The sequence below is a fragment of the Fibrobacterota bacterium genome, from assembly GCA_019509785.1.
Classification (GTDB): Bacteria; Fibrobacterota; Fibrobacteria; order UBA11236; family UBA11236; genus Chersky-265.
In genome coordinates this window covers 23,111-36,248 of the sequence record JAEKLQ010000047.1, presented here as the reverse complement: position 1 = coordinate 36,248, position 13,138 = coordinate 23,111, and the positions used below count along the sequence as shown (strand labels likewise).

The window sequence follows — 13,138 nt, the reverse complement described above, 5'->3', positions numbered from 1 at the left end:
GCAGGTGTGGGCTCGCCGCGCTCAATAGGCCCTCTTCACCACGCGGGTGGGATCCTCGAAGTCCTTACGCAATGGGTGCCCGGGGAAATCGTCTTCCAGGAAAAGCCGGCGCAGGTCGGGATGGCCCGCGAAGCGGATGCCGAAGAAATCGTAGGCCTCCCGCTCGTGCCAATCGGCGCCGGCGAAAAGGCCCGTCAGGGAATCGATTTCAGGATGTTCGTCATGCGGCAAGGCGCAGCGCACGAAAACCTTGTGGCCTTTACCCATCGATAGTAAATGCGCTACGACATCGAAGCGGTCCTTCCAGTCCACCGCGGTCAGTTCGATGAGGAAGTCCAGGCCCAGCCTGTCCTCTTCTTTCAGGAAGCGGATCAGGGGCAGATAATCCTCGCGCTTCACGGCTACGTCGAGCACCCATTCGGGACCTTGCGCGGCCAGGCGTTCAGGGATGGTGAGGACCGGAGCGGGGGCCGGAGCCGCAGCGGGCGCAGGAGCGGGAGTCTCGGCGGAAGCGGAGACCCCTGCAGGGGCATCGGCTTTGGCCGGGTCAGGCGTGGGCGAGGCGGGCTGCGGAGCGACCGGCGCCGCCGGTGCGGGTTTCGGAACCACTGGAGCCGGCAATCCGAACACGCTGGCGCCCGGAAAGCGGGACTCGATAAGTGACCAGATCTCCGTCGCGGGCAGGCCCCTCTCGGGGCGGGCCGCACGGGCCACTTCGTCGAACTTGGGGGCCGCCACCCGCTTAATGACGACGCCCTTATAATCGGGATTCTCCTTCTTGAAGCGCTCTTGCGCTTCCTTCATGGCTTCCTGCTTGGCCTTTTCCTTTTCTTCCCAGGCCTTCGCGGTTTCCGACCACATGTCCACGAAGGTGGCCTTGTTGACGGGATTGGGAACCGCGCCCGCTTTGCGGCCGCCGGCCTTTATCAATTCCTGAAGCTTCATGATGCCGAAGAGCAGGGCTTCGGGACGGGGAGGGCAGCCGGGAATATACACGTCCACGGGTATCACCCTATCCGCGCCCTTAACGACGGAGTAGCTGTCGTAATAGAAGGGACCGCCCGATATGGTGCAGGCCCCCATGGCGATCACGAATTTGGGTCCCGGCATCTGCTCGTAAAGGGTGACCAGGCGCGTACCCATCTTCTCAACGATGGTCCCCGCCAATACGATGAGGTCGGCTTGGCGCGGGGTCGCGCGGGCCACTTCCAGGCCGAAGCGGGCCCAATCGTTATGGGAAGCGCCTGTAGCCATCATCTCGATGGCGCAACAAGAAGTGCCGAAGACCAACGGCCAAAGCGAATTGGCGCGCGCCCAGCCCACTACGTAGTCCACGGCGTTGAGCATCACGCCTTCGGATTGCGCTTCCGGCGTCATTCCCATGTCAAAGCCTTCTTCCTCAGGGCATAGAACAATGCGAACCCGAGGATAACAATAAACAAAACCACTTCGCCGAGGATAAAGGCCGCGGACATTCCCGCATGGGCCCCGGTTTGGGCCCCCGCCTGGGCCCCGCGCAGCGTGGTCACCACGGGAAAGAGGAACACGGCTTCCACGTCGAAGACCAGGAAAACCAGGGCGAAGAGGTAGTATCCGACCTTGAATTGGATGCGCGCGGAACCGATGGGGGCTTCGCCTGACTCGTAAGCTTCGAGTTTATGCCGGGCCGATGGGAAGCGGGGGGCCAACAGTCGCGAGACGATCATCGCGCCGCCGGCGAAAAGCGCTCCGGTCAAGGCGAAGATACCGATGAGGATATATCCCGACATGCTCAAAGAATTAGAAAAAGCAATTGTTATACCACCGAAGTTTCCGACGCCTTCCCGCCCGCAACCCGGCCGCCACTACTCCCTGGCCCGGCGCCTCCCGGCGGAATCCGTCAATGTGTCAGGCAGGGGGGACAGCGTGGCAGAATCTTTTTCGCGTCCCCGCTACGCTTCCGGCCGTTTCCTAGCCTACTTTCGATCAGGGTAGCATACAAAAAAGGAGGCAAGCCATGGGATTAACAAGTCAAACCATAAAGTGCCCGGTCCGCAAAGCGGTGATCTCGAGCCTGGAATGCCGGGAATGCGCCAATCGCGTGAAAGTATTGTTCCAAAGCGAATATCCCCCGGAACTTCTCTGCTCGGTCTGTTGGCTTCAGTATGCCGCGCCGTCCGAAGAGAATCCGAACTCCGGCGGATAAACGACGCCCCCCCGCGGGCACGCGGGGGATTTTGCATCGATTGAACCGGTTTCCCGGATCAGGCCGGAGCGTTGCCCTCGTTCCCCGACCCCACTCCGTTATGGACCCTTAGCCGCGGGATCGACCCCGCCCGCCTGTGCCGCGGGAGCCTCGCTAGATTTCGCCTCGGGAGAAGCCCCCGCCAGCATCTTGTACATGGCCCAGCGATGATGGACATCCGCCTCGGCCTGCTCCAGCAGCGAGGACGCCGTGGCGGGATCGGACTTCGCCAGTACCTTGTAGCGATCCTCGGAGTACATGAAGTCCTTCAAGGGCATTTTGGGCTCCTTGCAGTCCAGTTGCAGGGGGGATTTGCCTTCGGCGGCCAAGGCTGGATTGAACCTGTAAAGCAACCAATGCCCGGACTCCACCGCGTTCTTCTGGTGGCGCAGGCCGTCGCCCATCTCCATCCCATGGGCGATGCAATGGGCGTAGGCGATTATGATGGAAGGACCGTCGTGCGCCTCCGCCTCCCGGAAAGCCTTCAGGGTCTGCATGTCGTTGGCGCCCATCGCCACCGAGGCCACGTACACGTTACCATAATTCATGGCCATTAGGCCCAGGTCCTTCTTGCCAGACCGCTTGCCTCCCGCCGCGAAGCGCGCCACCGCGGCCCGGGGCGTGGACTTGGACGCCTGTCCTCCGGTATTCGAATACACCTCGGTGTCGAGGACCAGGATGCGGACCTTGTGGCCGGAAGCGATCACGTGATCGAGGCCGCCATAGCCGATGTCATAGGCCCAGCCGTCGCCGCCCACGATCCAAACCGATTTGGCCACCAGGGCGTCCGCCAAAGCGGCCAGATCCCGCGCGCCCGGTTCGACTCGGTCCGCCAGCACGGCCCGGAGACGGGTCACTCGCTGGCGCTGCCGTTCGATATCCTCGGGGGAGGTCGTGTCGGCATGCAAAATTTCGTCGGCCAAATCCGCGCCGATCGCGTCCCGTTGTTCCGCGACCAATTGGCGCGCGAATTCGACCCGCTTATCCAGGCTTAGGCGCATCCCCAATCCGAATTCGGCGTTGTCCTCGAACAGGGAATTGCTCCAGGCGGGTCCGCGTCCGTGGATATCCTTGGCCCAAGGCGTGGTGGGCAGGTTTCCCCCGAAAATGCTGGAGCACCCCGTGGCATTGGCGATCAGCAGGCGGTCGCCATAAAGCTGGCTCAAGAGCTTCAAATACGGAGTCTCGCCGCAGCCCGAGCAAGCTCCGGAAAACTCGAACAGGGGACGCAGGAGCTGGACTTCCTTAACGGAATTGAATTTGTACTCTGGATTAAGTTGGGTCACGTCCGGCAGGCGCAAGAATGCATCCCACCAGGAATCCTGGCGGGGATCGCTCTCCCCCTTCGCGACCATATTGAGCGCCTTCTTGCCGGGGTTCTCCTTATCCGGCGCGGGACAGATTTCCACGCAGAGGGTGCAGCCCGTGCAATCCCGGGTGGAAACCTGGAGCGTATAGCTCTTGTCCTTCACGCCCGCGAACTTGGCCTTTTGGGTTTGGAATCCGTCCGGCGCGTCCGAGGCGGCATCCGGGGCGAACACCTTGGAACGGATGGCCGCATGCGGGCAGACCATGACGCATTTGCCGCACTGGATGCACGAGGCCGGCGACCAGACGGGCACTTCGAGGGCGATGTCGCGCTTTTCGAGCCGGGAGGTGGCGGTCGGATAGGTTCCGTCGGGCGGGAAGGCGCTCACGGGCAATTCCTCGCCTTTGCCTTTGATCAATTCCATGGTGACCCGGCGGACGAAGGCATCCTCCGCCGCTCCGGCTCCTCCCTTGCGCGGTTTAGAGGCGTCATGGAAATCCGGGTCTTCCGCCGGGATGCTGACTTTATGGAGGCCATCCAAGGCCCGGTCCACCGCCTCCAGGTTATTGTTGACCACGGCTTCGCCCCGCTTGCCGTAGGTCTTGCGGATGGCGTCCTTGATTTTCGCCATGGCCTCGTCCCGGGGCAAAACCCCGCTCAAGGCGAAGAAGCAGGCTTGCATGATGGTGTTGATGCGGCGGCCCAATCCCAGGGACGATGAGAGGGCGAAGGCGTCCACCACGTAGAACTCCGGCCGCTTCTCGCGTATTTGCGAACGCACCTCCACCGGGAGATGCGCCCATACCTGGTCCGGCCCGAATGGGCTGTTGAGCAGGAAGGTTCCACCGGCTTCCAGCGCATCCAGCACGGGAAAGGTCCCCAGGAAGGAGAATTGGTGGCAGGCGGTGAAAGTGGCGCGGGTGATGAGATAAGGGCTGTGGATGGGAGTGGGGCCGAAACGCAGATGGGAGATGGTGAGGCTGCCCGATTTCTTGGAGTCGTACACGAAATAGCCTTGGGCGTAGCCGTCGGTTTCTTCCCCGATGATTTTCGCCGAATTCTTGTTCGCGCCTACCGTTCCGTCCGCGCCCAGCCCCCAGAAGGTGGCCCGCACGGTATCCTTACGCTCCAAATCGAAGTCGTTATCCCAATCCAAGCTGGTGTGCCCCACGTTATCGTGGATGCCCACGGTGAAGGCGTTCTTAGGGATAGGCTTTTTCAGCTCATCGAATACGGCTTTGGCCATGCCTGGCGTGAACTCCTTCGAGCCCAGTCCGTAGCGTCCGCCGACCAGCTTCGGGAAAGCGGCGAAGGGAGCGAGGCCCCGGGACCAACAGGACGCCAGTGAGGTGGCGACGTCCTGGTAGAGAGGTTCGCCCAGCGCCCCGGGATCCTTGCAGCGATCCAACACCGCGATGGCCTTCACCGAGGAAGGCATGGCCGTGAGCAGCCTTTCCGCCGAGAAGGGCCGGAACAGGCGGACCTTGATCACGCCGACCTTTTCGCCCCGGGCATTCAGCTCCCGGCAGGTCTCCTCCATCGTCTCCGCGGCCGAACCCATGAGGACCACCACCCGTTCGGCATCCGGCGCGCCCAGGTAGTCGAAGAGATGGTATCGCCGTCCCGTCAGGGAGTAGAACTTGTCCATGGCTTCTTGCACCACGAAGGGCAGGCGCATGTAATAGGGATTCACGGTCTCGCGGGATTGGAAGAACACGTCCGGATTCTGGGCCGTCCCGCGGATGAAGGGACGATCCGGTGTTAGGCCCCGCAGGCGATGGGCCCGCACGTGGTCGGGATCAATCATGGCCGCTATGATATCGTCCCCCAGCACCTCGACCTTGTTGAGCTCGTGGGAAGTACGGAAACCGTCGAAGGCATGGATGAAGGGAACCCGGCCCTTTAAGGTGGCCGCCTGGCTGATGAGCGCCATGTCCATGGCCTCTTGCACCGAACCCGAAAAAAGAATGGCCCATCCGGTGGAACGGGCCGCCATCACGTCGCTATGGTCCCCGAAGATGGACAAGCCGTGGGTGGCGATGGCCCTGGCCGTCACGTGGAACACCGTGCTGGTAAGCTCCCCCGCGATCTTATACATGTTGGGGATCATCAGCAGCAGGCCCTGGCTCGCCGTGAAGGTGGTCGAGAGCGCGCCGGTCTGCAACGCGCCGTGGATGGCGCCCGCCGCGCCGCCTTCCGATTGCATCTCCTGGATGGTCGGGACCGTACCCCACATGTTCTTGATACCCGCGGCGGCCCAGGCATCCGCCAATTCGCCCATGGTCGTGGACGGGGTGATCGGATAAATGGCAATGACCTCGCTCGTGCGGTACGCAACGTGGGCGGCCGCCTCGTTTCCATCCATGATCGACAAGGGACGGGACATGGTTATCCTTTCAAGCGGGAAGGTTTCCCCTCCGGTGTGTGCCAATCTGTCTTGCCGCGCATGCCATCCTTTTCGTCTCGCATCCCAATCTTCAGGGAATGAAGGCTGCACCCGTTGCAATCCTGGCTCGGGCGTGTCAATACCGGGTCAAGCGCAAAAGATGTGCCCGGGGCCTATTTCATCCCCCTCGGCTTATTTCAAGCCCTATGCAATCGGACTCCAATGCCCCGATTGCCCCCCAAATACCCCAGATTGCTGTCAGATTTCGTCATTTAAACTGTTTATCTCTTCTATTTGGGCGAGATTTTGTTCATTTTACCCGTTAGGCCCGAAACGCCTGAAGGTCTTAACGACTTTTCGGAAAAACCAATCTGAACGGAATTTCAAATGGAAGTAGCCGAGACCCAATCTCAGACCAAAGGAGTCTTAACCGCAACGGGGAAAAGCAGGGATAAAATCCCGGTTGATCCCAGTTTCACGAGGTTGATCAACCTCTTACGGAAGGTGTGCGCCCGCTACTATGCGAGCGGCCGCGGCGTTCCGGTCGATGTCCGGTGGCGCGACGAAAAGCCCTTCCGGTTCGGCCAGGGCGAACCCGCCTTCACGATAACCATCCAGGATAAAACCGGGGTATCCGCATTCGCATCCCTCGATGGCCTCGCCTTCGTCGAGTCCTATATCCTCGGGCATATGGATATAACCGGCGACATGGATGCGCTGCATTCCATGCGCGATATGACCACGGATAACCATCCCCTCTACTACTTGTGGAACCTGGCCAAGCCGCTCTTGTTCGGCCAGACGAAGATGGACCGTTCCGGCATCTCCACGCATTACGACAATTCGCCGGAGCTTTACCTGGGCTTGCTGGATGGCCGGCACCGCTGCTACTCCCAGGGGGTTTTCCTCCGCGACGACGAAAGCCTGGAAGACGCCATGACCCGGAAGATCGAATTCGCCATCGACGCCGTTGGCGCCAAGGCCGGCGACCGGGTGCTGGACATCGGAGGCGGCTGGGGCGCATTCAACGAGCATGCCGGCAAGAAGGGCATCCGCGTCACCTCGCTCACCATTTCGCGGGAGAGCGAGCAATTCCTGCAGAAGATGATCAAGGCGGAAAAACTGCCCACCGAGGTGGTCAACTGCCACCTGTACGAATACGAACCGGGATTCAAGTTCGATGCCATCGTGAACCTTGGGGTAACGGAGCATCTGCCGGATTATGCCCGTTCCCTGGCCACCTACCAACGCCTGCTGAAACCGGGCGGCAAGATCTACCTGGACGCCAGCGCCTGCCGCGAGAAGTACAAGTTCCATAGCTTCATCACCAAGCACATCTATCCCGGCAACTGTTCGCCCTTGTGCCTGCATGATTACATGAAGCACCTCGCGAAGACGCCTTTCCGGCTCTTGGGGGTATGGGACGATCGGCACAGCTATTTCCTCACGGCCAAGCATTGGGCCCAGAACCTGGAGCGCAACCGCGAAGAGATAGTCCGGGTGTGCGGGGAATCCACCTTCAGGAAGTTCCACGTTTACCTGTGGGGCACCGCCGACGTGTTCCGGCGCGATATCATGCAAGCCTACAGGTGGGTGCTGGAACTCCCTTGAGGCTTTACCTCTCTTCCTACCGCCTGGGAAACCAACCACTTAAATTGGTGGAACTGGTTTCTCCGGCGGGTCCGGGGAAGGGAAGGGCGTTGGTCATCGCGAACGCCTGCGATCTGCTGCCCGAGGCGGACCGGAAGTTCCGGCTCGAAAGGGAAATATCCGCCTTGGAAGGCCTGGGTTTTGAGACCGAGGAGCTGGACCTACGCCGGCATTGCCAAGCCGGAGGCGATGAGGCCAACCTTCGCGCCTTGCTCGCGACCGTTTCCCTGGTCTGGTCCCGGGGCGGGAACTCCTTCGTCCTATTACGAGAGATGCGCCAAAGCGGATTCGCCCCCGCCCTTCTCGACGCCCTGGCGGCGGATAGCCTGGTCTATGGCGGGTATAGCGGCGGCATCGCGGTTTTGGCTCCGACCCTGCGCGGCATCGAATTGGTCAACGACCCGGCGGCCGTCCCCCCGGGTATCGATCCCGCCACGCCGTGGGAAGGTTTGGGAGTCATCCCCTTCAGCGTAGCCCCGCACTACAAATCCCCGCATCCGGCCTCGCCGGGCATCGACGAAGTGGTGCGCTATTTCGAAGACCACGGCATGGGCTACAAGACCCTGCGGGACGGCGAAGCCTGGATCCGATCCGGGAATCGGGAAGAAACCCTGTCCTGATTCCAAGCGGGAGCACCCCATCGCCATCTTTGTCCGCAAAAAAATCCTTACCCGCGTAGTCCTGCCCTTCCTGGTGCTTCCTACGCTGGCAGTTCTCATCCTGGTGGTTTCCCTGCCTTTCTTGTTCGGCAAGGAACCGGCCATCGGCTCGTCTCCGGTTGAACAAAGCCTTTGCCTCCTGGACCCGGACGGGAAGGCGGATGTGCTGGTGGGCGGCGATTCCCGGGCGCTGTATCAATTGATTCCCTCGATACTCGAGGACTCCACGCATGGCAAGTGCGTCAATCTCGGGCAATGGCTGCTTTTGTCCGGGGATCCCACTTCACTGGTTAATGCGCTCCGCAAGCACCCCGAAGCCTTGGCCGGCCATCCCACCTTGGTGATCAGCATCAGCCTGGACGCGTTCAATGACCTGGCCTTCAAGGGCATTCCCATCGTGACTCTCTTGAATTGGAGCCTCGGGGATCATCTGCGGACCCTGCTGCATCGGCCAAAGGCATACCCGCTCTTCTGGATCCGGCAAATGCTTCCCGCCCTCGCGAAAGCGGCAAGAACGAAATGGTTCACCAAGGATAGTGGTTGCAAACGATTTACCTTTCTTCCCCGCCGCCTTGCGGAGAGCGCCGGCTTCGAGCCGTACGAGGGCCGGAAAAACGGAAACCTGTGGGGCATGCCGTCCTTGGAACGGGACTACTTATTGGACGGCGGGAATTGGAAGGCCTTCCGGAAATCCCTGGACTGGATCGATAGTTCGCCGATCAAGCGCGTCATCATCCTCAACGCCCCCTTGGATACGGCGTGGATATCCGCCATCAGCGGCCCCACGCCGATGGTGATGGAAGCGCGCTTATGCGCCCGCTTGAAACGGGAAACGGAGCGGCATGCCAAGGCGACTTTCCTGGATCTATTCACCCATCCCCTGCCCCAGATTCCCGAGAGCCTGTTCTACGATCAATACCATTTGAACCATCAAGGAGCCATCCTTTTGAGCCGTTGGCTGGGCGGGGTTTTGGCATCGGGCCAACCGTAACCCCCGCCGGTCATTCATCGCGGCGCCAAATACCCGAAGACGCCATGGTTTTCATCATCGGGGCCGGCCGTGAAATACAGCTGGTTGGAGGCGCCGCCATAATCGCTGGTCGATGAATAGTATAGCCCCCATAATCCTTCGATCGAGATCGCATTGCCGCTCGAGTCTTGCGCTTGGCCGAGCAAATTCCCCTGCGTATCGTAAACGTGGATGAATCCGTCGCCGAAATTGCCCACGAAAATGCCGTCCTTGAAGGGGCCGAAGGTACCCGGAACGGAAACCATCCCCCATGGGGAGTTCAGGCCCCCTCCCGAGACGAAGCGCCTGACGAGGGTTCCGTCGGTCTTGAATTCGTTGATGAAACCGTTGCCCGGGCCGGCTTGATCGTCTTCGTTGTCGGGAGGATTCAGTTTCGCGTAGGAGACGAAAAGATCGTTGCCTATCACGGCGATATTGAACGGGCCGTAGTCGGCGGGAAGGGTGGAATCCCGGAAGGACATGGTCGTATCCCGATGGAAGGCCGCGTCGAAGACGTCCACGGCGCGGCCCTTGAAGTTGGCGACGTAGAGGAAGTTTTTCCCGGCGGAGGCGGCCATGGCCAGGCCCTTATAGACGGTCCCGGAATCGGAGGGGGTCGCGACGATTTTCGCGGAGGCCCCGGAATTCCAGGCCGATAAGGATCCGTCTTCCCCGGCGAAGATAAAAAGCGCCTTGCCGCTTCCGTCCGGCATCGGGAAATCCGGGGTGGCATTGTAAACGACGCCGGTAGGCGCGCCAACGGGATCATGGGCGCCCGGTATGGAAACCGGCGTCCCTTGGGTATTTCCATTGCGATCGTATAGGGTGGATTTTCCGGAGTGATTATCGGCTATCCAGAAAGTCCCGCCGGCGCCCACCGCGATACCCCAAGCATTGGCGAGGTCCGCATCCTGGGACTTGGCCGGAATTCCCGCGGTGTCGGAAACCAGGTTCGACTGTCGGAAACCGCTGGACGAATTTTTATGATAATCGGTCACCATACAACCGCTCATGACGAAGACGATAAATACGGATAAATCCCGGATCCACCCGGGAACCGAGCCGGATTTCGTAAACATGTTTTCCTCCTGGCCGGAAGGGATTGGCCTTTGATCCTCCTATGAAAAACCGTTTCGCGCGGGAGGGAATCCCTGATAGGGGTTGGGTATCCGTATTCATTTGTTAACGCCCCCCGCGTTGAAGATCCTTGCCTCCAAGATGCCCTGAAGCATGGCCGCGGGTAGTTGCGTTGGAAGGAAGAACCTAGCTTTACCCTGCCGGGAAAGAATCGGCAAGGGATATGGGATTAGCACTCGAAGTTCGCAATTTATCCATCCGGTTCGGACGTAAGACCATCATCGAGGACCTGAGCTTCGAGGTGGAGGCTGGGACCACCCTTGCCATTCTCGGGCCTAACGGAGCCGGGAAAACGGTCCTCTTCAAAACCCTCATCGGCCTCTTGCCCCATGGGGGCGCCATTACCTGGCCGGCGGGAACGCGGCTGGGGTACGTTCCCCAGAAGTTGGACATCGAACGGAATTTACCGGTGACCTGCCGCGATTTCCTCTCCTCCATGGCGAAGGTCTCGGAAGCGGGGCGCACGGATTTGCCCCAAGCCTTGGAGAAGGTGGGCATGGATCCGGGCTTGCTCAACACTACCATCGGTACGCTCTCGGGCGGCCAGTTCCAAAGGCTTCTCGTCGCTTGCGCCCTCATCCGCAATCCCACCGTACTCATGCTCGACGAAGCCGCGGCCGGGGTCGATGAACCCGGCCAGGCCTTGCTCTACGAATTGATCCAAGGCATCCGCGAGCAGGGCTGCACCGTTCTCTTCATATCCCATGAGCTCAACGTGGTCGGGCGTTACGCCGACAAGGTGCTGTGTCTCGCCCGCGGCGAAGCCTGGTTCGGGGCCCCCAAATCGTCGCTGGCCGCGGAATTCCTGACCAAGGTGTACGGCCAAGACATCCAATTCCATTCCCATGACCACTCTTCCCACTAGCACCTTTATCCTCGCGATCGGGATGGCCGTGGCGGCCGGGCTGGTGGGCTGCTTCGCCGCCATGCGCCGCATGACGCTCGCCGGGGACGCGTTTTCCCATCTCGCCTTGCCTGGAATAGGCATCGCCCTCGCCTTCAGGATCCAGCCTTTCTGGGGCGCGCTGGCCGCCTTGATGATCGGCGCCATCCTCATCTGGATCATGGAAACCCGGTCGCGCATCGCAACCGAAACCGTGACTGGGATCATGTTCTCCAGCGCCCTGGCGGTGGGTTCGCTTTTGGCCACCAAAGAGGAATTGATGGACGTGCTCTTCGGCACGCCCGGCAGGCTTTCCGGCTCCGAGTTCGCGATAGGCCTCGCGGGCGAAATCATCGTGATCGTATTCGTCTTCGCGATGCGGTCCCGATTGGTGCTTTCCATGGTTTCCCCGGAAATCGCCCACACGGCTGGAATCAAGGTCCCCCGCATCAACCTGCTTTACCTGCTTACCTTTTCGCTGACCGTATCTTTGGGCCTGCGCTACCTGGGAGTCCTGCTGATGGGATCCATGATCATCATTCCGGCGGCGGTGGCCAGCCGCTGGGCGAAAAACCTGAATACGATGTTCGCCATCGCGTCCGCGACGGCCGTGGTTTCCACCGTGGGCGGATACGGCCTTTCGCTGGCCTGGGCCAAGCCCACCGGGCCGCTCACCGTGTCGATCGCTTCGGTGCTTTTCCTGCTGGGCTTATTCAAGCCTAGGGAGCCTTGACGAAAACGCTGGAAGCCTCGTGGGCGGCTTTAGGCTTCGGCCGGGAAGCCTGAGCGGCTTTGTTGGGATCCAGTTTGGCGGGCAGTAGGATCCGGAACCGGGTCTCCCCCGCCTGCGACTCGCAGGAAATCGTTCCCCCATGTTGGGCCACCACCTGGCTGCTGATGGAAAGCCCCAGTCCGGTCCCCTCTCCCCCCTTGGTCGTAAAGAAGGGCTCGAAGATGCGGGACATCACGTCCGAGGCTATCCCGCCGGCATTGTCCCGATAGTCGATCACGGCCATATTGTCTTCGGCCCGGAAGAAAGCGGAAAACCGGATCAGCTTGGCGACGACGTTGACGTTGTTGAAGGCATCGCGGGAATTGGCGATCAGGTTGTGGAGGACGGATTCCAACTGCGTCCGGTTCCCGGAAATCAGGATGCCTTGGGCCGACTCGACCTGGATGTCTATGCCGCGGCTTTTCAACTGACGCTCCACGAAGAGAAGGCTCTCTTCGAGCAGGGAGGCCAAATCGATTTCGGATGGCGCGGCGGACTCGTCCTTCTTGGAATATTTCAGCAAATGCTCCAGCACCCTTCGGATGCGTTCGCTTCCGCGGATCACCGAATCGGATGCATCCAACGCGGCCTGGCGATCGGCGGGATCGGGAATCTTGTTAACCGCCTCGCGCAAATATTCCGCATCTAAAAGGATGCTCGCCAAGGGGTTGTTCAATTCATGGGCCAGTCCGGCTCCCAAGGTTCCCAGCGCCACCAACTTATTGGCATGGAACAATTGCCGCTCCAAGACCACTTGCTGCGCCCGGTCCATGGAGAAACCCATGTACCCGACGATTTCGCCGTCCCTACGGATGGGCGAAATGGTGAGGTGGATGAAAACGTCCGATCCGTCCAAGGCGCGATTCCCCATTTCGCCCCGCCAAACCTTGCCTGCCGAGATGGTGCTCCACATCTCCTTGTACACCGAGTCCGGGGTGAAGGGAGAGCGGATTAGCCTCTGTGTTTGTCCCAGGATTTGCGATTCGTCGCTGACCTTATACAGGCGCAAATACGCGTCATTGACCTTCAGCAGGATCCCCTTCGGGTCCGTGATGTTGATCGCATAGTCAGACTGCGTGAAGGCGTCCTGGATCATCGAACCCGACCTC

Annotated in this window: 10 protein-coding genes; 5 read left to right on the top strand and 5 right to left on the bottom strand. The window is 60.6% G+C overall.

The features are described 5' to 3' along the window. Positions 1-21: 21 nt before the first annotated feature. The 3 genes from nuoB to nifJ form a co-directional block, all read right to left on the bottom strand. Positions 22-1,383 (bottom strand): NADH-quinone oxidoreductase subunit NuoB, encoded by a 1,362-nt coding sequence (gene nuoB, locus JF616_14225; protein MBW8888908.1) that lies wholly within the window; start codon positions 1,381-1,383, stop codon positions 22-24. Continuing rightward, entirely contained in the window at positions 1,374-1,769 is a 396-nt protein-coding gene (locus JF616_14220) for an NADH-quinone oxidoreductase subunit A (protein MBW8888907.1), read from the bottom strand. Before JF616_14220 ends, nuoB begins: the two co-directional genes overlap by 10 nt. A gap of 514 nt (positions 1,770-2,283) precedes the next feature. Then, entirely contained in the window at positions 2,284-5,919 is a 3,636-nt protein-coding gene (nifJ, locus tag JF616_14215; GenBank protein ID MBW8888906.1) for a pyruvate:ferredoxin (flavodoxin) oxidoreductase, read from the bottom strand. Positions 5,920-6,402: 483 nt separating this feature from the next. Here nifJ and JF616_14210 point away from each other — a divergent pair, with 483 nt between their 5' ends. From JF616_14210 to JF616_14200, 3 genes are all read left to right on the top strand, one after another. Beyond that, positions 6,403-7,530: a class I SAM-dependent methyltransferase gene (locus JF616_14210; GenBank protein ID MBW8888905.1), complete on the top strand. Its 1,128-nt coding sequence runs from the start codon at positions 6,403-6,405 to the stop codon at positions 7,528-7,530. A gap of 89 nt (positions 7,531-7,619) precedes the next feature. Next, entirely contained in the window at positions 7,620-8,189 is a 570-nt protein-coding gene (locus JF616_14205) for a Type 1 glutamine amidotransferase-like domain-containing protein (protein ID MBW8888904.1), read from the top strand. Between the two features lie 73 nt (positions 8,190-8,262). Beyond that, complete coding sequence (locus tag JF616_14200; GenBank protein MBW8888903.1) at positions 8,263-9,219, top strand: hypothetical protein; 957 nt, start codon at positions 8,263-8,265, stop codon at positions 9,217-9,219. A gap of 14 nt (positions 9,220-9,233) precedes the next feature. Here JF616_14200 and JF616_14195 read toward each other — a convergent pair whose 3' ends face one another. Next, entirely contained in the window at positions 9,234-10,316 is a 1,083-nt protein-coding gene (locus tag JF616_14195) for a TIGR03118 family protein (GenBank protein ID MBW8888902.1), read from the bottom strand. Between the two features lie 221 nt (positions 10,317-10,537). Here JF616_14195 and JF616_14190 point away from each other — a divergent pair, with 221 nt between their 5' ends. Together JF616_14190 and JF616_14185 are read left to right on the top strand one after the other, a co-directional pair. After that, positions 10,538-11,239: a metal ABC transporter ATP-binding protein gene (locus JF616_14190; GenBank protein MBW8888901.1), complete on the top strand. Its 702-nt coding sequence runs from the start codon at positions 10,538-10,540 to the stop codon at positions 11,237-11,239. Then, on the top strand, positions 11,220-11,990 hold the full coding sequence (locus JF616_14185; GenBank protein MBW8888900.1) for a metal ABC transporter permease: 771 nt from the start codon (positions 11,220-11,222) through the stop codon (positions 11,988-11,990). The genes JF616_14190 and JF616_14185 overlap by 20 nt, the downstream gene beginning before the upstream one ends. On the opposite strand, the gene JF616_14180 is transcribed toward JF616_14185, so the two are convergent. Then, on the bottom strand, positions 11,977-13,125 hold the full coding sequence (locus JF616_14180; GenBank protein MBW8888899.1) for a PAS domain-containing sensor histidine kinase: 1,149 nt from the start codon (positions 13,123-13,125) through the stop codon (positions 11,977-11,979). The genes JF616_14185 and JF616_14180 overlap by 14 nt on opposite strands. Positions 13,126-13,138: the final 13 nt, after the last annotated feature.